General features: G+C 64.9%; 20 protein-coding genes and 1 pseudogene. 12 read left to right on the forward strand and 9 right to left on the reverse strand.

Going from position 1 to position 25,526, the window contains the following annotated elements; translation table 11 throughout:
* Positions 1-102: 102 nt before the first annotated feature.
* Positions 103-555, reverse strand: a complete 453-nt coding sequence (rnhA, locus tag L6D77_RS22175; RefSeq protein WP_232883924.1) for a ribonuclease HI — start codon at positions 553-555, stop codon at positions 103-105.
* Between the two features lie 13 nt (positions 556-568).
* The gene (locus L6D77_RS22180; RefSeq protein ID WP_232883923.1) at positions 569-1,342 is read right to left on the reverse strand and encodes a class I SAM-dependent methyltransferase; all 774 of its coding nucleotides are present in this window, start codon (positions 1,340-1,342) and stop codon (positions 569-571) included.
* An 85-nt stretch (positions 1,343-1,427) separates the two neighbouring features.
* Here L6D77_RS22180 and gloB point away from each other — a divergent pair, with 85 nt between their 5' ends.
* The 11 genes and pseudogenes from gloB (at position 1,428) to L6D77_RS22235 (ending at position 14,724) form a co-directional block, all read left to right on the forward strand.
* Positions 1,428-2,207, forward strand: a complete 780-nt coding sequence (gloB, locus tag L6D77_RS22185) for a hydroxyacylglutathione hydrolase (RefSeq protein WP_232883922.1) — start codon at positions 1,428-1,430, stop codon at positions 2,205-2,207.
* Positions 2,208-2,307: 100 nt separating this feature from the next.
* On the forward strand, positions 2,308-3,735 hold the full coding sequence (locus L6D77_RS22190; protein WP_232883921.1) for a lytic transglycosylase domain-containing protein: 1,428 nt from the start codon (positions 2,308-2,310) through the stop codon (positions 3,733-3,735).
* Between the two features lie 235 nt (positions 3,736-3,970).
* Positions 3,971-5,803, forward strand: coding sequence for an extracellular solute-binding protein (locus L6D77_RS22195; RefSeq protein WP_232883920.1), 1,833 nt, complete (start codon positions 3,971-3,973; stop codon positions 5,801-5,803).
* Entirely contained in the window at positions 5,800-7,626 is a 1,827-nt protein-coding gene (locus tag L6D77_RS22200) for an extracellular solute-binding protein (RefSeq protein WP_232883919.1), read from the forward strand. Before L6D77_RS22195 ends, L6D77_RS22200 begins: the two co-directional genes overlap by 4 nt.
* A gap of 1 nt (position 7,627) precedes the next feature.
* Positions 7,628-8,701: a microcin C ABC transporter permease YejB gene (locus L6D77_RS22205; protein ID WP_125464850.1), complete on the forward strand. Its 1,074-nt coding sequence runs from the start codon at positions 7,628-7,630 to the stop codon at positions 8,699-8,701.
* A 1-nt stretch (position 8,702) separates the two neighbouring features.
* Positions 8,703-9,722 carry an ABC transporter permease gene (locus L6D77_RS22210; protein ID WP_125859437.1) on the forward strand — a complete coding sequence of 340 codons (1,020 nt, stop codon included), beginning with the start codon at positions 8,703-8,705 and terminating at the stop codon, positions 9,720-9,722.
* Between the two features lies 1 nt (position 9,723).
* Positions 9,724-11,334 (forward strand): ABC transporter ATP-binding protein, encoded by a 1,611-nt coding sequence (locus L6D77_RS22215; RefSeq protein WP_232883918.1) that lies wholly within the window; start codon positions 9,724-9,726, stop codon positions 11,332-11,334.
* Between the two features lie 468 nt (positions 11,335-11,802).
* On the forward strand, positions 11,803-12,048 hold the full coding sequence (locus L6D77_RS22220) for a hypothetical protein (protein ID WP_232883917.1): 246 nt from the start codon (positions 11,803-11,805) through the stop codon (positions 12,046-12,048).
* A 170-nt stretch (positions 12,049-12,218) separates the two neighbouring features.
* Positions 12,219-12,488 (forward strand): DUF3077 domain-containing protein, encoded by a 270-nt coding sequence (locus tag L6D77_RS22225; RefSeq protein ID WP_232883916.1) that lies wholly within the window; start codon positions 12,219-12,221, stop codon positions 12,486-12,488.
* A 240-nt stretch (positions 12,489-12,728) separates the two neighbouring features.
* Positions 12,729-13,169: pseudogene (locus L6D77_RS22230) on the forward strand (N-acetyltransferase family protein); the annotation flags it as partial.
* 502 nt (positions 13,170-13,671) lie between these two features.
* The gene (locus tag L6D77_RS22235; protein ID WP_232883915.1) at positions 13,672-14,724 is read left to right on the forward strand and encodes a DUF2235 domain-containing protein; all 1,053 of its coding nucleotides are present in this window, start codon (positions 13,672-13,674) and stop codon (positions 14,722-14,724) included.
* Positions 14,725-14,935: 211 nt separating this feature from the next.
* Here the strand turns inward: L6D77_RS22235 and L6D77_RS22240 are convergent, their stop codons facing one another.
* Positions 14,936-15,850: a LysR family transcriptional regulator gene (locus L6D77_RS22240; RefSeq protein WP_232883914.1), complete on the reverse strand. Its 915-nt coding sequence runs from the start codon at positions 15,848-15,850 to the stop codon at positions 14,936-14,938.
* A 219-nt stretch (positions 15,851-16,069) separates the two neighbouring features.
* Between L6D77_RS22240 and lysA the strand changes: the two genes are divergently transcribed.
* A complete protein-coding gene (gene lysA, locus L6D77_RS22245) occupies positions 16,070-17,305 on the forward strand; it encodes a diaminopimelate decarboxylase (RefSeq protein WP_232883913.1) in 1,236 nt (411 codons plus the stop codon).
* Between the two features lie 212 nt (positions 17,306-17,517).
* On the opposite strand, the gene L6D77_RS22250 is transcribed toward lysA, so the two are convergent.
* The 6 genes from L6D77_RS22250 to kdpF all read right to left on the reverse strand — a co-directional run bounded on the left by L6D77_RS22250 (position 17,518) and on the right by kdpF (position 25,449).
* Entirely contained in the window at positions 17,518-18,213 is a 696-nt protein-coding gene (locus L6D77_RS22250; protein WP_232883912.1) for a response regulator, read from the reverse strand.
* On the reverse strand, positions 18,210-20,864 hold the full coding sequence (locus L6D77_RS22255) for a sensor histidine kinase (RefSeq protein ID WP_232883911.1): 2,655 nt from the start codon (positions 20,862-20,864) through the stop codon (positions 18,210-18,212). Before L6D77_RS22255 ends, L6D77_RS22250 begins: the two co-directional genes overlap by 4 nt.
* A 149-nt stretch (positions 20,865-21,013) precedes the next feature.
* Positions 21,014-21,577: a potassium-transporting ATPase subunit KdpC gene (gene kdpC, locus L6D77_RS22260; RefSeq protein WP_232883910.1), complete on the reverse strand. Its 564-nt coding sequence runs from the start codon at positions 21,575-21,577 to the stop codon at positions 21,014-21,016.
* Positions 21,578-21,590: 13 nt separating this feature from the next.
* Positions 21,591-23,645, reverse strand: coding sequence for a potassium-transporting ATPase subunit KdpB (kdpB, locus tag L6D77_RS22265; RefSeq protein ID WP_232883909.1), 2,055 nt, complete (start codon positions 23,643-23,645; stop codon positions 21,591-21,593).
* Between the two features lie 10 nt (positions 23,646-23,655).
* Positions 23,656-25,350, reverse strand: a complete 1,695-nt coding sequence (gene kdpA, locus L6D77_RS22270; protein ID WP_232883908.1) for a potassium-transporting ATPase subunit KdpA — start codon at positions 25,348-25,350, stop codon at positions 23,656-23,658.
* 9 nt (positions 25,351-25,359) lie between these two features.
* Positions 25,360-25,449, reverse strand: a complete 90-nt coding sequence (gene kdpF / locus L6D77_RS22275) for a K(+)-transporting ATPase subunit F (protein ID WP_033743702.1) — start codon at positions 25,447-25,449, stop codon at positions 25,360-25,362.
* Between the last annotated feature and the right edge of the window lie 77 nt (positions 25,450-25,526).

Genomic DNA, 25,526 nt, shown 5'->3' on the forward strand with positions numbered 1-25,526 from the left:
TTTGCGGCCCTTCGCGGCCAAAGCCGCTCCTACACTGGAGCGCGTGAATACTGTGGGAGCGGCTTTAGCCGCGAAGGGCTGCGCAGCAGCCCCATAAGGACATCAACGCTTGGCGCGCAGCTCTTCGACGCCGCGGTTGGCCAGCTGGTCAGCGCGCTCATTGCCCGGGTGGCCGATGTGCCCACGCACCCACTTCCAGGTCACCTTGTGGCGATTGACCTGCTCATCCAGGGCCATCCACAGGTCAGCGTTCTTCACCGGTTCTTTCGCGGCAGTCTTCCAGCCACGCTTCTTCCAGTTGACCATCCACTCGTTGATGCCTTTCATCACATACTGCGAGTCAGTGGTCAGCACCACCTCGCATTCACGCTTGAGCGCCTTCAACCCTTCGATCGCGGCCATCAGCTCCATGCGGTTGTTGGTGGTTTCGCGCTCGCCGCCCCACAACTCCTTCTCGACGCCCTTGAACACCATCAGCACGCCCCAGCCGCCTGGGCCTGGGTTGCCCTTGCAGGCGCCATCGGTGTAGATCTCGACGCTATCGCTTTCGCTCATGTACCACTCATCTTCAATGCTTTTCGATATCGGGGTTGCTGGCGTTGCGGTTGACCTTGGCCAGCGGCAGTGGCAGCAGCTTGCCCATGGGCTCGCGGCGCTCCTGGCGCAGGGGCCGCAGGCCGACCATGATCTTGCGTGCCACCAGCAGATAGACACCACCACCGGCCGTCTGCCAGCCACCGGCGATGCGCTCCCAGCCGGCCAGGCGTTGCTGCCAGGCCGCCGAGGCAAGCGGCGGACGATAGCACCCATACCTGCGTTTCTCCAGCGCGAAGCCCAGCAGGTTGAGCCAGTCGCCCACCCGCGACGGCGGGATGCAGCGCGCCTTGCGCAAGGCGCCGTGGCTGAAGAAATGGCGCATGCCCCAGCTGCTCCAGGGATTGATACCGACGATCAGCAAGTGGCCGCCCGGGCGCACCGCACTGGCCGCTTCGCGCAGCAGGCCATGGGGGGACAGGCTGAAATCCAGGCCATGTTGCAGCACCACCACGTCGGCGGCGTGCTCCGACAGCGGCCAGGCCTGCTCCTCGCAGACGATCTCGACCCCCGGCAGCGGCGCGCCCAGGCGCACGTTGCGTTGCACCTGGGGGGCACTGGGCGGGGCGTCGGCACCGGGGCCGTAATGCACCAGATAGCCGCCGAAGAAGCGGCCGAGCTCTTGTTCGAGCAGTTTCTGTTCTTCCTCGAGCATCAACCGCCCGAGCGGCCCGTTGAACCACTCGCGGGCCAGGCTGATCAGCTCAACCCACTCGGGGTCGGCCTGGGCGAAGGCTTGGTCGGTCATTGCGTTCTCCCTCGAAGGTTCTCCGGCCGCGCCATCGCGGCTAAGATGCCTTCAATGTCCAGGCTTGGCGATACGGATCCGCACCATGATACAGATCGATGCCCTACCCGCTTTCTCCGACAACTACATCTGGTTGTTACAGGATACTGCCAATCGTCGCTGCGCGGTGGTGGACCCCGGTGATGCCGGGCCGGTGCAGGCCTGGCTCGATGCCCACCCAGGCTGGGCACTGACGGATATCCTCGTCACCCACCACCACCACGACCACGTCGGCGGCGTCGAAACGCTGAAAATGGCGACCGGCGCCCGCGTCTGCGGCCCGGCCCACGAACGCATCCCGGCCCGCGACCTGGCCCTGGAAGACAACGCCCGCGTGCAGGTGCTGGGGCTGGACTTCGAGGTACTGGCCATGCCAGGCCACACCCTTGGGCACATCGCCTATTACACTGCGCAATCGACCACACCGCTACTGTTCTGTGGCGACACCCTGTTCGCCGCCGGTTGTGGCCGCCTGTTCGAAGGTACACCCGAGCAGATGCACCATTCATTGCAGCGCCTGGCCGCCCTGCCCGCCGCAACACAGGTTTACTGCACCCACGAATACACCTTGAGCAACCTGCGCTTCGCCCGCGCCGTAGAGCCGCACAACGCGCACGTTCTGCAGCGATTCGAAGACGTTACCCGGCTGCGCGCCGACAATCGCATCAGTTTGCCGTCAACCATTGGCCTGGAGCGCCAGACCAACCCCTTCCTGCGCACTGCTGAAACATCCGTTAAACAAAAAGCAGACGAATGGAAGGGGCATTCCAACGACACCCAAGCCACTGTTTTTGCTGCCTTGAGGTCTTGGAAGGATGTGTTTTGATAACCCCAAGATATATCGCGACACAGGTGCAAAGGTTGACCCGGCCGGGACCGGTTTCTAGAATCGCCGAACTTTTTTGCCCGGATACCTGTTCCAGCCGATGCCTTCCACTAGCCGCAGAACCTCTCATTCGGTCGCCCTGACGCGACTGGCCCAGATCAGTGCACTGGCGCTGGCCGCCACCCTGGTCGGCTGCCAGAGCACCCGTCAGCTCGACGAATCCGACAGCGTTCGCGCGCACAATTACCAGGCGCGGATCAAGCACAAGCCCGCCCCGCTGCTGGTCAAACCGAAGGAGCAGGCCCCGCAGGATGTATGGGAGCGCATGCGCCAGGGCTTCGCCCTGCAGGACGGCATGGACGTCAACCCGCGCATCGAGCAGCAGCGCCTGTGGTTCGCCAGCAACCCGTCGTTCCTCGAGAACGCCGGCGAGCGTGGCAGCCTCTACCTGCACTACATCGTCGAACGCCTCGAAGAACGTGACATGCCGCTGGAGCTGGCCCTGCTGCCAGCCATCGAGAGCGCCTACAACCCGATGGCCTACTCCCGCGCGCACGCCGCCGGCATGTGGCAGTTCATCCCGTCCACCGGGCGCCACTTCAACCTGCGCCAGACCAACTTCTACGATGGCCGCCGCGACATCACCGCATCGACCAACGCCGCGCTGGATTACCTGAACCGCCTGCACGACATGTTCAACGGCGACTGGCTGCTGGCCCTGGCTGCCTACAACGCCGGCGAAGGCACCGTCAGCCGCGCCATCGAGCGCAACGAACGCCTTGGCCTGCCGACCGACTACTGGAACCTGCCGCTGCCGCAGGAAACCCGCGACTACGTGCCCAAGCTGCTGGCCCTGTCGCAGGTGGTCAACACCCCGCAAGCTTATGGCGTCAACCTCAACCCGATCGCCAACGAACCCTACTTCGAAGCCGTCGCCATCAGCGAGCGCCTCGACCTGTCGCGGGTCGCCGCCTTCGCCGACATCGACGAGGACGAGCTGATCCAGCTCAACCCGGCGTTCAAGAAGCGCATGACCGTGGACGGCCCCAAGCAACTGCTGGTGCCCACCGCCAAGGCGCAGTTGCTGACCGATCGCATGTCCAACCTCAAGCCCGAGGAGCTGGTCAGCCTGCAGCCGAACAAGGCCGTGTTCAACGCCGCCCTGGCCGAGGCCAAGGCACCGGCGGCACGCAGCTACCGGGTCAAGCGCGGCGACAACCTGGGCAGCATCGCCAAGGCCAACCGGGTGTCGGTCAAGCAGTTGCAGGGCTGGAACAACCTGCGCGGCAACAGCCTCAAGGTCGGCCAGGTATTGGCCCTGCGTGGTGGCAGCGCACCGAGCGCCGCCGCCAACCGGGTGGCCGACTCGAAGCAGCGCTCCACCCAGTACAAGGTGCGCAAGGGCGACTCCTACTACCTGGTGGCCAAGCGCTTCAATGTCGAGATGCAGCACCTCAAGCGCTGGAACCCGCGCAGCGGGCATGCGCTCAAGCCAGGGCAGACCCTGACCGTCTACCTGACGCGTTGATGTGAATTCATGAGGGCGCCTTGCGCCCTTTTCGCGACTCAAGGCCGCTGCTACAGCTAATCAGCCAATCCCTGTGTTGTGCTATCCCTGTAGGAGCGGCCTTGTGTCGCGATGGGCTGCACAGCAGCCCCCAAAGCAGACACCTCGAAAGCCCTGCCCCACACCTTTTTCCATTCCAGACAAGCTGTTACTGTACCCCGACCAAAGCCCAACGCCTTCTGGATCGGATGCCGACTTGATACGTCCCCTCCTGCTGTCCCTCAGCCTGGCCTTGAGCTTCCCCGCCGTCGCGATGGTGAGCGAAAGCCACGGATACGCGCAGTTCGGCACGCTCAAGTACCCGGCCACCTTCACCCACTTCGACTGGGTCAACCCGCAAGCCCCTAAAGGCGGCACCTTGCGGGCCATGGCATTCGGCACCTTCGACACGCTCAACCCCTACACCTTCAAGGGCTCGAGCCCGGTCACCACGCCCAACTTCCTGCAGTACGGCATCAGCGAGCTGAACGAGCCGCTGATGGTCGGCACCGGCATGTACGACCCCTCTGGCGACGAACCCACCTCAAGCTATGGCCTGATCGCCCGCAGCGTCGAGTACAGCGAGGCCCGCAGCTGGGTGGTGTTCAACCTGCGCCCCGAGGCACGTTTTCACGACGGCGCGCCGATCACCTCGGCCGACGTCGCCTTCAGCTACCGCACCTTGCTCAAGGACGGCCACCCGCTGTACCGCACCAACCTGCAAGAGGTGCAGCGCGTCGACATCCTCGGGCCCTTGCGCATCCGCTTCGTGTTCAAGCGCGCCGGCAACCCGCTGCTGATCCTGCGCCTGGGCGAGATGCCGGTGCTGCCCAAGCATTACTGGCAAAACCGCGATTTCAAGGCCACCACCTTCGAACCACCACTGGGCAGCGGCCCGTACCGCATTACCGAAGTGCAGCCGGGCCGGCGCCTGGTGTTCGAGCGGGTGAAGGACTACTGGGGCAAGGACCTGGCGGTCAACCGGGGCAAGTACAATTTCAAGCGCGTCGAATACGAGTTCTACCGCGACGCCACCGTGGCCTTCGAAGCCTTCAAGGCCGGCGAGTTCGACATCTATATCGAGCACCAGGCCAAGAACTGGGCCAACGGCTACAACTTCCCCGCCGTGCGCCGGGGCGAGGTGATCAAGGCGCAGATCCCGCACCAGATCCCCACGCAAACCCAGGGCCTGTTCATCAACAGCCGCCGCGCCACCTTCAGCGACCCTCGGGTACGCCAGGCGCTGGGCCTGATGCTCGACTTCGAGTGGACCAACCGCGCGCTGTTCAGCAGCGCCTACCGCCGCGCCACCAGCTACTACCCCAACAGCGAGTTCGCCGCCAGCGGCCTGCCCACAGGCAAGGAGTGGCTGCTGCTCAAGCCGTTCCGCGACCAGTTGCCCGAGAAGCTGTTCACCGAGCCCTACCAGGTCAGCCACACCGATGGCCGTGGCATCAGCCGCCAGACCCTGCGCCAGGCCCTTGATTTGTTCGCCCAGGCCGGCTTCAAGCTCAACGGCCAGCGCCTGGTGGACGGCAAGGGCCAGCAGCTGCGCATGGAGCTGCTGCTGGTGAACCCGAACCTTGAACGCATCCTGCAACCTTATGTCGAAAATCTGGCCAGCATCGGCATCGATGCGCGCTTGCGCACCGTCGACCGCGCCCAGTACAAACAACGGCTCGACCAGTTCGACTTCGACATGATCCTGATGACCCTGAACCAGACCCTGAGCCCCGGCCTCGAACAGTGGCTGTACTTCCACTCAAGCCAGGCCGCAACCAAGGGCAGCAAGAACTATGCTGGCGTGAAGGACCCGGTGGTCGACCACCTGCTCGACACCCTGCTCGCCGCCCGCACCCGCGATGACCAGATCGCCGCCGCCCGGGCCCTGGACCGCGTGCTCTCATGGCAGTACTACATGATCCCCAACTGGTACCTGGACAACCATCGCCTGGCCTACCGCAACCGGTTGGCCTTCGTCACCACGCCGCCCTACACCCTCGGGCTGAACAGCTGGTGGATCAAGAAGACTTCGGAGAAAGCCAAATGACCCCGACCCTGCGCCTGGCCGCCTGCCTGCTGCTGGCCTGCCTCACGCTCCCGGCCATGGCCGCCCCGCAACACGCCCTGACGCTGTACGACGAAGCGCCGAAATACCCGGCCAACTTCAAGCACTTCGACTTCGTCAACCCGAACGCGCCCAAGGGCGGCACCTTCCGCCAGTCCAGCTTCGGCGGCTTCGACAGCCTCAACCCGTTCATCAACAAGGGCGTGCCCGCCGACAACGTTGGCAGCATCTACGACACCCTGATGCGCCAGAGCCTGGACGAACCCTTCACCGAGTACGGCCTGGTGGCCGGCAAGATCGAAAAAGCCCCCGACAACAGCTGGGTGCGCTTCTACCTGCGCCCCGAAGCGCGCTTCCACGACGGCCACCCGATGCGCGCCGAGGACGTGGTGTTCACCTTCAACGCCCTGATCAAGGATGGCGCGCCGCTGTACCGCCAGTACTACGGCGATGTCGCCGAGGTGGTCGCCGAAGACCCGCTCAAGGTGCTGTTCAAGTTCAAGCACACCAACAACCGCGAGCTGCCGCTGATCCTCGGCCAGCTGCCGGTGCTGCCCAAACACTGGTATGAAAACCGCGACTTCAACCGCGGCAACCTGGAAATCCCCCTGGGCAGCGGCCCGTACAAGGTCGCCGACGTGAAGGCCGGCCGTTCGATCCGCTACGAGCGCGTCAAGGACTACTGGGCCAAGGACCTGCCGATCAACCGCGGCTTCTACAACTTCGACGTGATGACCTTCGACTCCTACCGCGACAACACCGTCGCCCTCGAAGCGCTCAAGGCCGGCCAGTTCGACTACGGCCTGGAGGTCAGCGCGAAGAACTGGGCCACCGCCTACGACGTACCCGCCGTGCGGGATGGCCGGCTGATCAAGGAAGAGCTGCCCAACGGCACCCCCGTCGGCATGCAGGGCTTCATCTTCAACCTGCGCAAGCCGGTGTTCCAGGATGTGCGGGTGCGCCAGGCGCTGAGCCTGCTGCTGGACTTCGAGTGGACCAACAAGCAGCTGTTCAACGGCGCCTACCTGCGCACCGGCAGCTACTTCGAGAACTCGGACATGGCCGCCCAGGGCCTGCCCTCCCCGGCCGAACTGAAAATCCTCGAACCGCTGCGCGGCAAAGTCCCCGACCAAGTGTTCAGCGAAGCCTTCCACAACCCCGTCACCGACGGCAGCGGCATGATCCGCGAGCAGCAGCGCCAAGCCTACAAGCTGCTGCAGGAGGCCGGCTGGAAAATCGTCGACGACAAGATGGTCGACAAGGACGGCAAACCACTGAACATCGAGTTCCTGCTGGCCCAGACCCAGTTCGAGCGCATCCTGCTGCCGTTCAAGCGCAACCTCGCCGACCTGGGCATCGAGCTGAACATCCGCCGCGTCGACGTTTCGCAGTACATCAACCGCCTGCGCTCGCGCGACTACGACATGATCGTCGGCGGTTTCCCGCAATCCAACTCCCCCGGCAACGAGCAACGCGAATTCTGGTCCAGCGCCGCCGCCGACAACCCCGGCAGCCGCAACCTCATCGGCCTGCGTGACCCCGCCATCGACCAACTGGTGGAGCAGTTGATCAACGCCAACTCGCGCCAAAGCCTGATCGACCACACCCGCGCCCTCGACCGCGTGCTGCTGTGGGGCTACTACGTGATCCCCAACTGGCACATCAAGACCTGGCGCGTGGCCTACTGGAACCACATCGGCCATCCGCAGGTGCCGCCCAGGTACGACATCGGCATCGACACCTGGTGGATCAAGCCCGACGTCACCCCCGCCGTGACAGACGCCCCTGCGGATGAGGCCAACTGACATGCTGGCCTATATCCTGCGCCGCCTGCTGCTGATCATCCCCACGCTGTTCGGCATCCTGATCATCAACTTCATCATCGTCCAGGCCGCCCCCGGCGGCCCGGTCGAGCAGATGATCGCCAAGCTCGAAGGCTTCGAAGGCGCCACCAGCCGCATCGCCGGCGGCGGCGCCGAAGTGTCGGTGGCCGGCTCCAACTACCGCGGCGCGCAAGGGCTGGACCCGGCCCTGATCGCCGAGATCGAACGCATGTACGGCTTCGACAAGTCGGCGCCCGAACGGCTGTGGATCATGGTCAAGAACTACGCCCAGCTCGACTTCGGCAACAGCTTCTTCCGCGACGCCAAGGTCATCGACCTGATCATCGAGAAGATGCCCGTGTCCATCTCGCTGGGGCTATGGAGCACGCTGATCATGTACCTGGTGTCGATCCCATTGGGGATCGCGAAGGCCGTGCGCCACGGCAGCCACTTCGACGTGTGGACCAGCTCGGCCATCGTCGTCGGCTACGCCATCCCCGCGTTCCTGTTCGCCATCCTGCTGATCGTGCTGTTCGCCGGCGGCAGCTACTTCGACTGGTTCCCGTTGCGCGGGCTCACCTCCAACAACTTTGACGAGCTGTCCACCACCGGCAAAGTCCTCGACTACTTCTGGCACCTGGTGCTGCCCATCACCGCGCTGGTGATCGGCAACTTCGCCACCATGACCCTGCTGACCAAGAACAGCTTCCTCGACGAGATCAACAAACAGTACGTGGTCACCGCCAAGGCCAAGGGCCTGAGCCGCACCCGCGTGCTGTACGGCCATGTGTTCCGCAACGCCATGCTGCTGGTGATCGCCGGCTTCCCCTCGGCGTTCATCGGCATCTTCTTCACCGGTTCCCTGTTGATCGAGGTGATCTTCAGCCTCGACGGCCTGGGCCTGATGAGCTTCGAAGCGGCGATCAACCGCGACTACCCGGTGGTGTTCGGCACCCTGTTCATCTTCACCCTGCTGGGGCTGTTGGTGAAGCTGATCGGCGACCTCACCTACACCCTGGTCGATCCGCGTATCGACTTCGCCAGCCGGGAGCACTGACATGGCCCTCTCCCCCCTTAACCGCCGGCGCTTCGAGCGCTTCAAGGCCAACCGCCGTGGCTGGTGGTCGCTGTGGATCTTCGTGGTGCTGTTCGGCCTGAGCCTGGGTGCCGAGCTGATCGCCAACGACAAACCGGTGGCCGTGCGCTACGACGGGCAGTGGTACTTCCCCGCCTTCAAGCGCTACCCCGAGACCACCTTCGGCGGCGAGTTCCCGCTGGAGGCCAACTACAAGAGCCCGTACATCCGCGAGCTGCTGGCCAAGAAAGACGCCTTCGTGCTGTGGGCGCCGATCCCGTTCAGCTACCAGAGCATCAACTACGATCTCAAAGTGCCCGCCCCCGCGCCGCCCTCGGCCGACAACCTGCTGGGCACCGACGACCAGGGCCGCGACGTGCTGGCCCGGGTGATCTATGGCTTCCGTATTTCGGTGCTGTTCGCCCTGACCCTGACCCTTGCCAGCTCCGTCGTCGGCGTGATCGCCGGTGCCCTGCAGGGCTTCTACGGCGGCTGGGTCGACCTGGCCGGCCAGCGCTTCCTGGAGATCTGGTCCGGCCTGCCGGTGCTGTACCTGTTGATCATCCTCGCCAGCTTCGTGCAGCCCAACTTCTGGTGGCTGCTGGGCATCATGCTGCTGTTCTCGTGGATGAGCCTGGTGGACGTGGTGCGCGCCGAGTTCCTGCGTGGCCGCAACCTCGAATACGTGCGCGCCGCCCGCGCCCTGGGCATGCGCAACGGCCCGATCATGTACCGGCACATTTTGCCCAACGCCATGATCTCGACCATGACCTTCATGCCGTTCATCCTCACCGGCGCCATCGGCACCCTCACCGCCCTGGACTTCCTCGGCTTCGGCCTGCCCGCCGGTTCCCCGTCGCTGGGCGAGCTGGTGGCCCAGGGCAAGTCCAACCTGCAAGCGCCGTGGCTGGGCATCAGCGCCTTCGCCGTGCTGGCGGTGATGCTGAGCCTGCTGGTGTTCATCGGCGAGTCCGCCCGCGATGCCTTCGACCCAAGGAAATGACATGAGCCAAGACACCCTGATCGAAGTGCGCGACCTGGCCGTGGAGTTCGTTACCGGCGACCAGGTCAACCGTGTGGTCGACGGCATCAGCTTCGACATCCGCAAAGGCGAAACCCTGGCCCTGGTGGGCGAGAGCGGTTCGGGCAAGTCCGTCACCGCCCACTCGATCCTGCGCCTGCTGCCCTACCCCCTGGCCCGGCATCCGTCCGGCAGCATCCAGTACGACGGCAAAGACCTGCTGCACCTGGGCGAGAAGCCCATGCAGCGCATCCGCGGCGACCGTATCGCGATGATCTTCCAGGAGCCGATGACCTCGCTGAACCCGCTGCACAGCATCGAAAAGCAGATCAACGAAATCCTGCTGCTGCACAAAGGCCTCACCGGCAAGCAAGCCACCGCCCGCACCCTGGAGCTGTTGGAACTGGTCGGCATCCCCGAGCCACGCAAGCGTTTGAAGGCCCTCCCACACGAACTGTCCGGCGGCCAGCGCCAGCGCGTGATGATCGCCATGGCCCTGGCCAACGAGCCCGAGCTGCTGATTGCCGACGAGCCCACCACCGCGCTCGATGTGACCGTGCAGTTGAAGATCCTCGACCTGCTCAAAGAGCTGCAAGCGCGCTTAGGCATGGCCCTGCTGCTGATCAGCCATGACCTCAACCTGGTGCGCCGCATCGCCAACCGCGTGTGCGTGATGCAGTGCGGCAAGATCGTCGAACAGGCCGATTGCGCCACGCTGTTCAGCAAGCCGCAGCATCCGTATACGCAGATGCTGATCAATGCCGAACCCAGCGGTGCGCCCGCAGCGAACGCCGAAGGGGCGCCGTTGCTGGAGGTGAAGGATTTGAAGGTGTGGTTCCCGATCAAGAAGGGGCTGCTGCGCCGGACCGTGGACCATGTGAAGGCCGTGGATGGGGTGAACTTCAGCCTGCCCCAGGGGCAGACGCTGGGAATTGTTGGCGAGAGTGGGTCCGGCAAGTCCACCTTGGGGCTGGCCATCTTGCGGTTGATTGCAAGCCAAGGCGGCATTCGCTTCCATGGGCAGAACCTGGAAGGGTTGAACCAGAAGGAAGTGCGGCCGCTGCGGCGGGAAATGCAGGTGGTGTTCCAGGACCCCTTTGGCAGCCTGAGCCCGCGTATGTGCGTGGCGGATATCGTTGGCGAGGGGTTACGGATTCACAAGATCGGCACGCCGGCCGAGCAGGAAGCGGCGATTGTGGCGGCGCTGGAGGAAGTGGGGCTGGACCCGCGTACGCGGCATCGGTATCCCCATGAGTTCTCTGGCGGGCAGCGGCAGCGGATTGCGATTGCTCGGGCGTTGGTGTTGAAGCCGGCTTTGATTTTGCTGGATGAGCCGACGTCGGCGCTGGACCGGACGGTGCAGCGCCAGGTGGTGGAGCTTTTGCGCAATTTGCAGGTTAAGTACAACCTGACGTACCTGTTTATCAGCCACGACCTGGCGGTGGTTAAGGCGTTGAGTCATCAGTTGATGGTGATCAAGCATGGGCAGGTAGTGGAACAGGGAGATGCGGGGGCGATATTCCATGCGCCAAAACATGGATATACGCGGCAATTGTTGGAGGCGGCGTTTTTGGGCACGACAGCTGTTGCCTGAAACTGGCCCCTGTGGGAGCGGGCTTGCCCGCGAAGCCTGCGACTCGGTGTATGGCACCGGCTGCGCCGGTGTTCGCGGCGGTTCGGCGCTCCGATGAACCCGCTCCCACAGGAATCTCGTGAGCCGGACCGGCCAATATCCACAACTGCTGACTTCGCTACCCGTCACGAAAACTCAGATTAAAGCCCTTACTTGTAGTCCATTTCCCAAACATACTCCTGCCGCCTTTTTTCCGTTGCGGTCGCTTTGGCAGCCCCCTAGTCTCGGCGAGTCGCTGAGTCTAGCGATCGACTTTGACAGGTCGCGACGGTATTAAGCCTACGGCTAGCCTTCAATGGTGGCTGTACGTGCGGGCACGCTTGCGTGCGCCGGAACTTTGCTTATTCCGCCGGTCTGTCAACCCACGTACAGCTGCCACCCTTCTGTTTGACAGCAGTCAGGTGACCGCCCCTTTTTAAGGAATAGGTCATGTTGAAGATTGTTCCCGATCCACCCCACAACCACCACTCCCTCGAAGACACCCTCATCCAGGCCGCGGAGTACGCGCTGTGCGTGCAGGCTGTGGCGCATCAGGTCATTTCGGTCCAGCCCAAGGCGCCCGCGTCGGTCCTGATCATGGCGTTGATGCATGAGATCGAGGCGCTGCGGGTGCTGCTTGAGTCGGCATTGATTCAGGTGCAGATGCCGCAAATGGAGCGCCGGGCGTTTCACTAGGCCGTTGGCGATGTGTCGCCTGGGCTGGTGCTATCGCGGGGCAAGTCGCATCGGCGCACCGCCGCTCCCACGCATCTCCCCGCCCGCAGGGTTATGCCTGCATCCGTGGGAGCGGGTTTGACCCGCGATAGGGCCCGCCCAGGTACCGATCATTTCAGGGAGATTGAGCAATGAACACAGACGATACCGCGCCCCGCACCACCGTGGGCAAGACCAAGTTCTACCAAGGCGAAGGGATGACCGACCCGCTGTTCTGCATAGAGCCCGGCATCCCCTGCCAGCATGCACGGGACCAGGCCTCGGAGCTGATGGGCTGCGTGCGCGACCTGACCATCACCGGGATCATGGAAGACAAGCCGCAACTGCTGTGGGCGTCGTATTACCTGAGCGCGCTGGCCAAGGCGTTGATGGATGATGCGGAGCTGGGGATGAAGCACTGAGGATTGGAGCCGCTTAGTAGCTGACCCCGGGATGTAGCAGCGGCTTTGTCGGAGCGCCGAAACGATCGGCAAGGGTCGCAACACTGCCCCGGACTCTCCTATCACGCTGACATCGCTGGGGCTGCTTCGCAGCCCTTTCGCGGCACAAGGCCGCTCCTACACTGGATTGCGTGTTGGTTGAAAAGCGGTTCGGCCGGTTGAAGCGGCTGGGCTGTGGGGACATCAACTTGGGAGGTATTCATGGAGTGTCATATCCGCCGCGCTCAGCGCGACGACGCAGAAGCCATCAGCCGTATCGTGATCACGGCACTGCGTGAGTCCAACGCACGGGACTATCCAGCCGAGGTGATCGCCCAGATCGAGCAGAGCTTTTCGCCTGCGGCGGTCTGTGCATTGCTCGCTAACCGGGTGGTGTTCGTAGCGGTCTGCCAAGGGCAATTGCTGGCGACAGCAAGCCTGGATGGTGATGTTGTGAGAACGGTATTTGTTGCGCCAGCGCACCAAGGGGCAGGCATAGGCAAACAGTTGATGGATGCCATCCATGCACAAGCGGTCAGGGCTGGCATCAAGTCACTGCGCGTACCGTCTTCCATCACTGCCCAAGCATTCTACGCACGCTTGGGGTACCAGAAGATTCGCGATGCGTTCCATGGTGTGGAACGCACCATCGTCATGGAAAAAACTGCGCTGACCCTTCCCCAAGCGGCCCATGCCCTCAACGTTTCTTGCGCGCATATGGCGCAGTTGCTGGATGTGGGGGCAATGCCTGTTACCAGCGCTGACGGTCAACCCGTTATTACGTTTGCTGAATTGATTGCCTACAAGGACAAGCGCGACGGGATCAGCCGGGCGGCGATGAAAGCGCTGGCTGACCAGGCACAGGATCTGGACCTGGGCTACGAATGAAATGCCAGACCATGATGGTGAAACCTGGCCACCGTACCTGTTGCCCTGCGGCTGATCAACCAAGTACCGCTTTGCCGGCATAACCTCCACGGCACCCCAACAAATGTAGGGCTACAGTGATCGCTGAGAACAGCACCTGCGAATGGCCCTGGGAGCATCTGTCAGCGCACCACCTGCCGTAATTTGCGCTGCACCTTGCACGAAAAAGCCCGTTACTCACGCCCATGCCCAGTGCGGTTCAAAGCCCAGGCAGCACAGTGGCGAAGGAGAACGGACCATGCCCAAGAAAATCATCATCTCGTTTGACGGCACCTGGAATACCCCGGATACGAAGTCCGAAATCAAAGGCAGCAAAAGCACCAACGTGTGGAAGTTGCACGCTGCCCTGCTCGCTCGCGACAAGGACGGCACAACCCAGAACAAATGGTACGACGCAGGCGTTGGCACCGACTGGTACGACCGCCTAAGCGGTGGCGCCTTCGGCGTGGGCCTTTCAGAAAAAATCCTCGACGGTTATCGCCACCTGGCAAGCACTTACGAGCCGGGTGACCTGGTCCATATCTTCGGTTTCAGCCGGGGCGCCTACACAGCACGCAGCCTAGTGGGCCTGATCCGCAACGCGGGGCTGCTCAAGCCCGAGCACCTCGACCTGGCCCGTGAGGCCTATGGCCTATACCGCACCCGCGACGAAGGCGCCGACTCGGACAGCGCGCAACTCTTTCGCAGCAACTTCTCGCGCACCATCACCATCCACATGCTGGGCATCTGGGACACGGTTGGCGCACTGGGCGTGCCGCTGGAGTCCTTCGACTGGTTCAACAAGTCGTACTACGAATTCCATGACACCGAACTGAGTTCGATCGTGCACAACGCCTTCCATGCAGTGGCTATCGATGAGTGGCGCAAGAACTACCAGTGCACCCTGTGGGACCCGAAGAGCAAACCCAACCAGCGTGTAGAGCAAGTCTGGTTCTCCGGTGCCCACGCCAATATCGGCGGTGGCTACCCGGACAGCAGCCTCTCGGATATCGCCCTGACGTGGATGATCAACAAGGCGGTCGAATGTGGGTTGGCGGTGGACACCAGCAAGATCCCCAGCCTGCCCACCACCACACTGCCGATCACCAACTCGTACAAACAGTTCCTCGGCGGTGCCTACAGCAAATTCAACCCGCCGTACTACCGGGACATCGGGCAAACGCAGTTTGGCCGGGAGGCCATCGACTCAAGCGTCGAAGACCGGCTGAAACACGAGGCGGATTACAAGCCAAAGAATGCAGTTGGCCCAAACCTGGTCGGCAGCTTCACGCCGGTTGGAAAAGTCAGGTGACGTTAGCGTGCGCCGGCCACCGGCTCGGGACGCAGGCAAAGGCCTGTCATCGTTTTATCCAGAATTATTGAAATTCAATAATTATTGGCCTGGAATAATTCCAGGTAAAACCATCGAGCTATAGGGTCTGAGAGTGGATGTTCTCAGACCTGGCTATGCGATGCCGTTTCACCGGCAGCCATGGGAGCCATGTCGTACCTGCCTTCGGGTTTCAGGTACCCTGCACCAACGCTGCTTCCATTTCCCGAGCCTGCTCGCGTAACGCCCGGCAAAAAGGCTCCACCACCACCGACGCCGGCCGATGCTCTGGCCGGATCAGCATCACCTGGTAAGGCACCGAGATACGCAACCGCCGAATCGGCAACCCACCCTGCCCCGCCTCCAGCCCGCTCAACGGGTTGATGATCGCCACCCCCAGCCCCTGCCGGACCATCGCGCACACCGAGGCCGCACTGGTGGTCTCGATCACCGTGCGCCGGTTCACTCCAGCAGCGCGGAAGTGCTGGTCGAGCTGCTGGCGGTAGGTGTCGAGGCTGGCCAGGTTGATGAAGTCGACTTCGTCAAAATCACTCAGCTCAAGTACCGCCTTGGCCTGCAACGGGTGCCCCTGTGGCAGCACGCAGACCATGTCGGCGCTGAACAGCAACTCGCCCACCGCGCCCCGTGGCACCTGCTCGACTTCGGTCAGGCCGAGGTCGTGCTGCTGTGCGACCAGCGACTCCTCCAATAGCGGCGACTCCTGGGCGGTGATGCTCACGCTGACGCCTCGGTGTTGCTGGTGGAAGCGCTGGCAGGCCCTGGGCAGCAGGGTTTGCGAGAACAGCGGCAGGCAGGTGATGGCCAACCGGCCTTGCTCGAAGTTGCGGATGGCCTGGGCAAAGCGGTCGATGCGCTCCAGGCCGACGAAGGCGCGCTCGACCTCGTCGATCAGCAGCAAGGCCTGGGCGGTGGGCGCCAGGCGCCCGCCTTCGCGGTCGAACAGGTTCAGGCCGGTGACCTGCTCCATGCGCGCCAGCTCGCGGCTGACGGTGGGCTGCGAAGTGAACAGCAGGCGGGCGGCGCCGGTGACGCTGCCGGCGGCCATGATGGCGCGGAACACTTCGATGTGGCGGACGGAGAGTTTCATGGGGCGCCCCAAGGCCTTTGGATTTAGCAGGGTTCCCTGTGGGAGCTGGCTTGCCAGCGATGCGCTGGTTGGCACCGGCTGCGCTGGTGATCGCCGGCAAGCCGGCTCCCACAGGAATCACTCAACATATCAAATATGAATAGCAATCAGAAAAATAGCTATTTTTCTGAATCCACCCATTCCCTCACCATCGGTGCATCCATTACAAGGAACACCACCATGAGCACCCCTTCCACCCTCCTGGCCGACGCCGTCCGCCAACACGGCTCGCCCCTGTGGGCCTACGATGCGCAAACCATCGGCCAGCGCATCGACCAACTGCTGCAGCACTTCGACACAGTGCGCTTCGCGCAAAAGGCCAACCCCAACCTGCACGTGCTGCGCCTGATCCGCGAACGCGGCCTGGTGCTCGATGCGGTCTCGCTGGGTGAAATGGAACGTGCCTTCGCGGCCGGCGCGCAGGTAACCGGCGAGCCGGCCGGGGTGGTGCTGACCTGCGACGTGCTGGACCAACCGACTCTGGCCCGTGTGGTGGAGACCGGTATCGAAGTGAACGCCGGTTCCATCGACATGCTCCAGCAACTGGGCGAGCGCTCCCCAGGCCATCGGGTGTGGCTGCGCATCAACCCAGGCTTCGGCCACGGCCACAGCCGCAAGACCAACACCGGTGGCGAAAACAGCAAGCACGGCATCTGGCACGAGCAACTGCCCGAGGCGCTGGCCTGCGTGAAGCGGCACGGCCTGCACCTGGTGGGCGTGCACATGCACATCGGCTCGGGCGTGGACTACCAACACCTGGAGCAGGTGGCCGGGGCCATGGTCGGGCTGATCGGCCAACTGGGCATGGACATCGAAGCCTTCTCCATCGGCGGCGGGCTGTCCACGCCCTACCGCCAGGACGACCAGCCGGTGGACCTGCAGTGCTATGCCCGTACCTGGGCGGTGGCGCGGGCCGAGATCGAAGCGATGCTCGGCCACCCCGTGCGCATGGAAATCGAACCGGGGCGCTACCTGGTGGCGGAGTCGGGCTTCCTGGTGGCCGAGGTGCGCGCCGTCAAGCAGATGGGCAGCAACCACTACATCCTGGTGGACGCCGGCTTCAACGACCTGATGCGCCCGGCGATGTATGGCGCCTATCACCGCATGAGCCTGTTCGATGCCGTAGGAAGGCCGGTGAATCGCCCGCTGCAACCGACCGTGGTGGCCGGGCCGCTGTGCGAGTCCGGGGATGTGTTTACCCAGGACGATCAGGAGTTGACGCCCCAGGTGCTGCCGCAAGCCAAGGTAGGTGACCTGCTGGTGATTCACGATGCCGGAGCCTACGGCGCGTCCATGTCGTCGAACTACAACAGCCGGCCGCTGTTGCCGGAGTTTCTGATCGAGCAGGGCCAGGTGCGCATGATCCGCCGGCGGCAGACTGTGCAGGAGCTGCTGGCACTTGAGTTGGGTGTTTGAAACAGACGACGCGGTGGATGGCACGGGCTACGCCCGTGTTCGCGGGCAAGCCCGCTCCCACAGGGACCGCGTCAGATTCCAGATGATGGGCAAGACAATCGCTCCACCCCGCCCGCATAAGCCCAAGTTAAGCGCTAACCCTGTGGGAGCCGGCTTGCCGGCGAAGAGCCCGCACAGGTAACACAAGACAGTTGCACCCACAGGGGCAAGCATCAGATAGCTGGCGCCACCAACCGATACCCCACCCCCGCCTCGGTAATGATGAACCGCGGCGCCGTGGGGTCATCCCCCAGCTTCTGACGCAGATGCCCCACCACAATCCGCAGGTAGTGGGTGTCATCGGTATGGGTCGGCCCCCAGATATCCTTGAGCAACTGCTGCTGGGTAATCACCCGCCCCGGGTGCCCGGCCAGCTGTACCAATAGCGCGTATTCCTTGCGCGTCAACGCCACCTCCAGCCCCTCCAGTGTCACCTTGCGAAAGGCAAAGTCCACCACCAACGGCCCGAAGCTGGCCGTCGAGGTCGCACTGCCCACCTGCGGCGCCTGGCGCAGCAGTGCGCGCACGCGGGCGAGGAATTCCTGGATGCCGAACGGCTTGGTGACGTAGTCATTGGCCCCCCCATCCAGCGCATCGACCTTCTGCACCTCACTGGCGCGCACCGACAGCACCATCACCGGCACCGTGCTCCATTCGCGCAGCTCGCGCAGCACCTGCTGGCCGTCCATGTCCGGCAGGCCGAGGTCGAGCACCACCAGGTCAGGCTTGCTCAAGGCGGCCTGGGCCAGGCCTTCACTGCCGGTGCCGGCTTCGATCACCTTGTAGCCCTGGGACGCCAGGCTGATGCGCAAGAACTTGCGGATCTGCGGTTCGTCGTCGATCACCAGCAGGGTGGCGGCTTGGCTCATGGGGCTTCACTTTCGCTATCGGGTTGGGTGGGCAGCGGCAAGCATAGTGTGATGCAGGTGCCGTGGCCATCGAGGCCGTCGCTTACCAGGATGCGCCCGCCATGGGCGCCGATCATGCCCTGGCAGATCGCCAGGCCCAGGCCGGTGCCCTGCCCGCCCCGGTCGCCGCGGGCGGCGGTGTAGAACATGTCGAAGATCTTTTCACGCTCGTCCTCGGGGATGCCGGGGCCCTGGTCGCTGACAGCGAAGCACAGTTGCTCGTCCTGCACCTTTACTTGCAAGTCGAGCCGCCCATGTGGCGGCGAAAAGCGCGCGGCGTTTTCCAGCACGTTCACCAGCGCCTGCTCGATCAGCGCAGCATGCACGAACAGCAGCGGCAGTTCGCCGGGCACGTCGGTGTGCACCCGCAGCGGCGCCAGCACCACGCGCAGGCGGTTGAGGGCACTGCCGACGATATCGGCAGGGGCCACCCAGTCGCGGGCCAGCTTGAGGCTGCCGTGGCCAAGGCGGGTCATGTCCAGCAGGTTCTGGATATAGCGGTCCAGGCGCTCGGCTTCGTCGCGGGTGCCTTCGAGCAGCTCGCGGCGGTCGCCAGGGGGGATGGCGTCGCCCAACGCCAGCAGGCTGTCGATGCTGCCGCGCATGGATGTAAGCGGGGTGCGCAGGTCGTGGGACACCGAGGCGAGCAAGGCGCTGCGCAGTTGCTCGGTTTCGCCGTGCAGGCGGGCGGCTTCCAGTTGCTCACCCAGGCGGGCGCGGGCCAGGGCCTGGGCCAAAGGTTGCGCCAAAGCCATCAGCAGGCGGCGCCGCTGGGCGCCCATGGGCTCGCCGTTGCGCGGGCGCACGCCGAGCAAGGCCAGGGGTTGCTCCTCCACCGCCAGCGGCCACCACCACCAGCGGCCATGGGGCAAGGTGTCACTGCCAAAGCCTGCGGCCTGGCCGTGTTGCCAGGCCCACTCGGCGGCGGCGCGTTCGTTGTCGGTGAAGGCCGGCGCGTCGCCGCTGGCGACTTGCAGCAGGCCATCGGCGCTGCGTTCGAGCAGGCACACCTGCACGTCCTGCCAGCCGTTCAGGTGCTGGCCGGCGGCGCTGAACACGGCCTGGCGGTCGGTGGCCACGGTCAACCGGCGCGACAGGTCGAGCAACTGGTTGGTCTGCGCCTGGGTTTCGCGCAGGGCCTGCAACTGGCGGCGCTGGCGGGCAGCGAGGTTGCCGGTGAGCGCGGCCATCAGCAGGAAGAACACCAGGGTCAGCACGTCTTCTTCGCGCTGGATGCTGAACGAGAAGTTCGGCGGGATGAACAGGAAGTCATAGGCGAGGAACGACAGCACGGCACAGGCCAGCGCCGGGCCAAGGCTGCTGCGTACCGCCACCAGCAGCACGGCGGCGAGGAACACCAGCGAGATGTTGGGCAGCGCCAGCACGCTGGACACCGCCCAGGACAGGCCGGCAGCCAGCACCGTGGCCACCAGCGCCAGCAGGTAGTGGCGCCACACCCACACGCGCTTGGCCGCGGCGCTGGCCGGTTGTGGCTGGGCGTCGCGGTCGAGCACGTTGATTTCCAGGCCGTGGCTTTCGCGCAGCAGCCGCGCCGCCACGCCGGCACCGAAGAAGCGCCGGCGCAGCAAGTCGCGGGACTGGCCCACCAGCACCAGGCTGGCGCGGCGTTCGGCGGCGTGCTGGATCAGCGTGCGGGCCACCTCCCCGGCCCTGAGCAGCACCACTTCACCGCCCAGGCGTTCAGCCAGTTGCTGGGCGGCCTGCAGGCGATGGCGAGCGGTTTCGTCGCGCAGGCGGCCGTTGTCGACGTGCACCACGCTCCACGGTAAATGGCGGCGTTGGGCGACGCGGCTGGCGTGGCGCACCAAACGTTCGGCCTGGTCGTCGCCGTCGATGCCCACCAGCAGCCGGCCGCGCAGGGCCGGGGCTTCCTGGCCCCGTTGGCGGTAGCCGCTGGCGAGGTCCGCATCCACCTGGGCGGCGGCGGTCTGCATCGCCAGCTCGCGCAGGGCGGTGAGGTTGGTCTGGGAGAAATAGGCGTCGATAGCCGCGCGGGCCTGCTCGGGCACATAGACCTTGCCCTCGCGCAGGCGCTCCAGCAGTTCGCGTGGCGGCAGGTCGATCAGCACCAGTTCGAAGGCTTCCTGCAGCACCCAGTCGGGCAGGGTTTCGCGCACCTGCACGCCAGTGATGTCGCGGACCTTGTCGTTGAGGCTTTCCAGGTGCTGGACGTTGACCGTGGTGTACACGTCGATGCCGGCGGCCAGCAGTTCTTGCACGTCCTGCCAGCGCTTGGCGTGGCGGCTGCCGGGGGCGTTGCTGTGGGCCAGCTCGTCGACCAGTACCAGCGGGGGCTTGGCCTTGAGCAGGCCGTCGAGGTCCATTTCCTCGAGCAGCACGCCACGGTATTCACTGCGCAGCAACGGTTGCTGCAGCAGGCCGCCGAGCAGGGCTTCGGTTTCAGTGCGACCGTGGGTTTCGACCACCCCGGCCACCACTTGCACGCCCTGGCGCTGCTGGGCGTGGGCGGCCTGGAGCATGGCGAAGGTCTTGCCGACCCCGGGCGCGGCGCCGAGGAATACCTTGAGCCTGCCCCGGCCTTCGCGGGGCAGGCCGGCCAACAGCGCGTCGGCGCGGGTGGGGTTGCTCATGGTTCATCCTTTACTAATTGCGAATTTGGGCCTGCTGCGCAGGCCTTCGCGGGTAAACCCGCTCCCACAGGGATAGCGCCAATCTTCAGGGCTGCGCCAACCTTGTGGGAGCGGGTTTACCCGCGAAGGGCCGCAAAGCGGCCCCCTTTTCAGTGCTGGTTAACAGGTGCCAAACGCTCAAGCGCCTGGTTCAGCGCCAGCACATTGACCACCGGCGGCCCGACCAATGGGCGAAGGGTGGCGTCATTCACCAGCACTTGCAAGCGCTCCACCGGCACCTGCCGCGCCGCCGCCACACGCGGCAGCTGGTAGGCGATGGCTTGCGGCGGCAGGTGCGGGTCCAGGCCGCTGCCAGAGGTGGTCAGCAGCGCCAGGGGCACCGGCCCTTGCTGCGCCTGGTACTGCGCGGCAGCCTCGCCCTTGACCCGTTCGGCCAAAGCGGGGTTGCTCGGCGACAGGTTGCTCGCGCTGCTGGCCACGGTGGCGTATGCGCCCGCCGAAGGCCGCGACTGGAACCAGCCATCACCCTTGAATTCCTGGGCGATCAGCGCCGAGCCGCGCACTTCACCCTTGTCATCACGCACCAGGCTGCCATTGGCCTGATCGGGGAACGCCACCTGGGCAATCCCGGTCACCGCCAGCGGGTACAAGGCGCCGGTGACCACGGTCATCAGCAGGATCAGGCTCAATGCCGGGCGTACATAAGCAGTCATCTCAGTCTCTCCTTCAAACCAGGTGCAGGGCGTTGAGCAGCAGGTCGATCAGCTTGATCCCGGCGAACGGCACAAGGATCCCGCCCAGGCCATAGATCAGCAGGTTGCGCCGCAGCAGGTGGGCGGCGCTGGCGGCCTGCACCCGCACCCCGCGCAGGGCCAGGGGGATCAGCACGATGATGATCAGCGCGTTGAACACGATGGCCGAGAGGATCGCGCTCTGCGGGCTGGCCAGCTGCATCAGGTTGAGCACGCCCAGTTGCGGGTAGATGGCGGCGAACAGCGCCGGCAGGATGGCGAAGTACTTGGCCACGTCGTTGGCGATGGAGAAGGTGGTCAGCGCGCCACGGGTCACCAGCAGTTCCTTGCCCACCTGCACCACGTCCAGCAGCTTGGTCGGGTCGCTGTCGAGGTCGACCATGTTGGCGGCCTCGCGGGCGGCCTGGGTGCCGTCGTTCATGGCCATGCCCACGTCCGCCTGGGCCAGGGCCGGGGCGTCGTTGGCGCCGTCACCGCACATGGCCACCAGGCGGCCGTCGTTCTGTTCCTGGCGGATGCGCGCCAGCTTCTTCTCCGGGGTGGCTTCGGCGAGCACGTCATCCACGCCGGCCTCGGCGGCGATGGCGGCGGCGGTCAGCGGGTTGTCGCCGGTGACCATCACGGTGCGGATGCCCAGTTTGCGCAGCTCGGCGAAGCGCTCGCGGATGCCGGGCTTGACCACGTCCTTGAGGTGGATCACCCCCAGCAGGCGCTTGTCGACGCACACCAGCAGCGGCGTGCCACCGCTCTGGGCGATGCGCTCCACTTCGCGGGCCAGGGGCACCGGCATTTCCAGGCGCTGCATGCCGACGAAGGCCAGCACCGCATCGACGGCGCCCTTGCGGTAGCGGTGCTGCTGGAAGTCGATACCCGACAGGCGCGTCTCGGCGCTGAAGGCGATGGCCTGGTACTGGCTGCTCGACGGCTCGTCGAAGTCGTGCAACTGGCGCAGGTACTCGACGATGGACTTGCCTTCGGCGGTGTCGTCGGCCAGCGAGGCGAGCAAGGCGCCCTCCCCCAGTTCCTTGGCGGTCACGCCCGAGGCGGCATGCAGGGCACTGCAGCGGCGGTTGCCGAAGGTGATGGTACCGGTCTTGTCGAGCATCAGCGTGTGCACGTCACCGGCCGCCTCCACCGCACGGCCGGAGCGGGCGATCACGTTCAGGCGCACCAGGCGGTCCATGCCGGCGATGCCGATGGCCGACAGCAGGCCACCGATGGTGGTGGGGATCAGCGTGACCAGCAAGGCGGCGAGGAAGATCAGCGGCAGGCTGCCGCCGGCAAAGCGGGCGAACGGCTGCAGGGTCACCACCACGATCAGGAAGATCAGGGTGAGGCCGATCAGCAGGATGTCCAGGGCGATCTCGTTGGGGGTTTTCTGGCGCTTGGCACCCTCGACCAGGGCGATCATGCGGTCCAGGGTCGATTCGCCGGGGTTGGTCGAGATGCGGATCAGCAGCCAGTCGGAGACCAGCCGGGTGTTGCCGGTGACGGCCGAGCGGTCGCCGCCGGACTCACGGATCACCGGCGCGGACTCGCCGGTGATGGCGGCCTCGTTGACGGCGGCGATGCCTTCGAGCACCTCGCCGTCGCCGGGGATCATCTCGCCGGCCACCACGCGCACCACATCATCCTTGCGCAGCTGGCTGGCAGCGACGGTTTCGAAGCTGCCGTCGCTTTTGCGGCGCTGTGCGGTCAGGCCCTGGCTACCGGCCTTGAGGCTGTCGGCGCGGGCCTTGCCGCGGCCCTCGGCGAGGGCTTCGGCGAAGTTGGCGAACAGCACGGTGAACCACAGCCACACGGTGATCTGCACCGCCACGCCGGTGCTAACGCCGCTTTCGGGGGCGAAGCACAGCACCGTGGTGAGCAGCGCGGTGAGGGCCACCACCAGCATCACCGGCGAGCGTTTGAGCTGGCGCGGGTCGAGCTTGACGAAGGCCTGCAGCAGCGCCGGGCGCCACAGCGCGGCGAAGCGGGTCTGGTCCTTGGCGCTGCGTTGCGCCTTCACGTCAGGAATGGGCATGTTCATCAATGATTCCTCAGAAACCCAGGCTCAGGTGTTCGGCGATCGGCCCCAGGGCCAAGGTCGGCAGGAAAGTCAGGCCACCGACCAGCAGGATGGTCACCAGCAGCAGCGTGGTGAACAGCGGGCCGTGGGTGGGGAAGCTGTTCAGCCCCTGCGGCGCGCTTTTCTTCGCCGCCAGGCTGCCGGCCAGGGCCAGCACCGGCAGGATGTAGCCGAAGCGGCCGATCAGCATGGCCAGGGCGATCATCACGTTGTGGAAGGTGGTGTTGGCGCCAAAGCCGGCGAAGGCCGAGCCGTTGTTGGCAGTGCCGGAGGTGTAGGCGTACAGCAACTGGCTGAAGCCGTGGGCGCCGGGGTTGCTCACCGCGCCGGCCGGGCCTGGCAGGCTGGCGGCGATGGCGCCGAGCACCAGCACGCCGACCGGCATCACCAGCAGGGTCGCCACCAGCAGTTGCACTTCACGGGCCTGCAGCTTCTTGCCCAGGTACTCCGGGGTACGGCCGATCATCAGGCCGGCCAGAAACACCGCGATCAACACGAACAGCAGCATGCCGTACAGGCCTGCGCCGACGCCGCCGAAGATCACCTCGCCGACCATCATGTTGACCATCGCCACCATGCCGGTCAGCGGGTTGAGGCTGTCGTGCATGGCGTTGACCGAGCCGTTGGAGGCGGAGGTGGTGGTGACCGTCCACAGCACCGAACCGGTGGTGCCGAAGCGGCTCTCCTTGCCTTCCAGCGGCGCACTCTGCTGTACCTGGGCGCTTTCCAGGGCCGGGTTGGGCTGGTACTCCGACCACAGCGCGGTGCTGCCGCCGATCAGGAACAGCGCCAGCATGCAGGCGATGATCGCGCGGCTCTGGCGCAGGTCCTTGACGTAGTGGCCGAAGGTGAACACCAGCGCCACCGGGATCAGGATGATCGAGGCCACCTCGAACAGGTTGCTCCAGGCCGTGGGGTTCTCGAACGGGTGCGCCGAGTTGACGCCGAAGAAACCGCCGCCGTTGGTACCCAGTTGCTTGATGGCGATCTGGCTGGCGGCCGGGCCGAGCGGGATGGTCTGGTCGGCACCCTGCAGGGTAATGGCATGGGCGTAGTCGGCAAAGGTCTGCGGCACGCCCTGCCACACCAGCAGCAGCGCCAGCACGAGGCACAGCGGCAGCAGGCCGTAGAGGGTGGCGCGGGTCAGGTCGACCCAGAAGTTGCCAAGCAGGGTGGTCGAGCGGCGGGCGATGCCACGGCACAGGGCAACCAGCACGGCCAGGCCGGTGGCGGCGCTGACGAAGTTCTGCACGGTCAGGCCGAGCATCTGGCTCAGGTAGCTGACCGAGGCTTCGCCACTGTAGGACTGCCAGTTGGTGTTGGTCATGAAGCTGACCGCGGTGTTGAACGCCAGTGACCATTCCTGGCCCGGCAGGTGTTGCGGGTTGAGCGGCAGGCTGCCCTGCAGCAGCAGCACGGCGAACAGCAGCCCGAAGCCGGCCAGGTTGAAGGCCAGCAGGGCCAGGGTGTACTGCTTCCAGTTGTGTTCTTGCCCGGCGTTGACCCCAGCCAGGCGATAGCAGCCCCGCTCCACCGGGCCGAGCACCGGCGACAGCCAGGTGCGCTGGCCTTCCATGACTTTGTAGTAGAAGCGCCCCAGCCAGGGTGCCGGTAGCAGCACGATGGCGAAGAACGCCAGCAATAGCAGGTAGTCGTAACTGTGCATGGCCGCCCCTTAGCTGCGATCGGCGCGCAGCAGCGCTACCAGCAGGTAAATCGCCAATGCCACTGCCAGTAGCAGTGACAGCCCGTCGAGCATGTACATGAGGTCATCTCCCTTGGTTCGGCTTGAGGGCCGCTTTGGGGAAATTGTCCGAGGGAGGGGCGTAAAGGGGCGAGATG

This window comes from Pseudomonas parasichuanensis (assembly GCF_021601385.1).
Taxonomy (GTDB): Bacteria; Pseudomonadota; Gammaproteobacteria; order Pseudomonadales; family Pseudomonadaceae; genus Aquipseudomonas; species Aquipseudomonas parasichuanensis.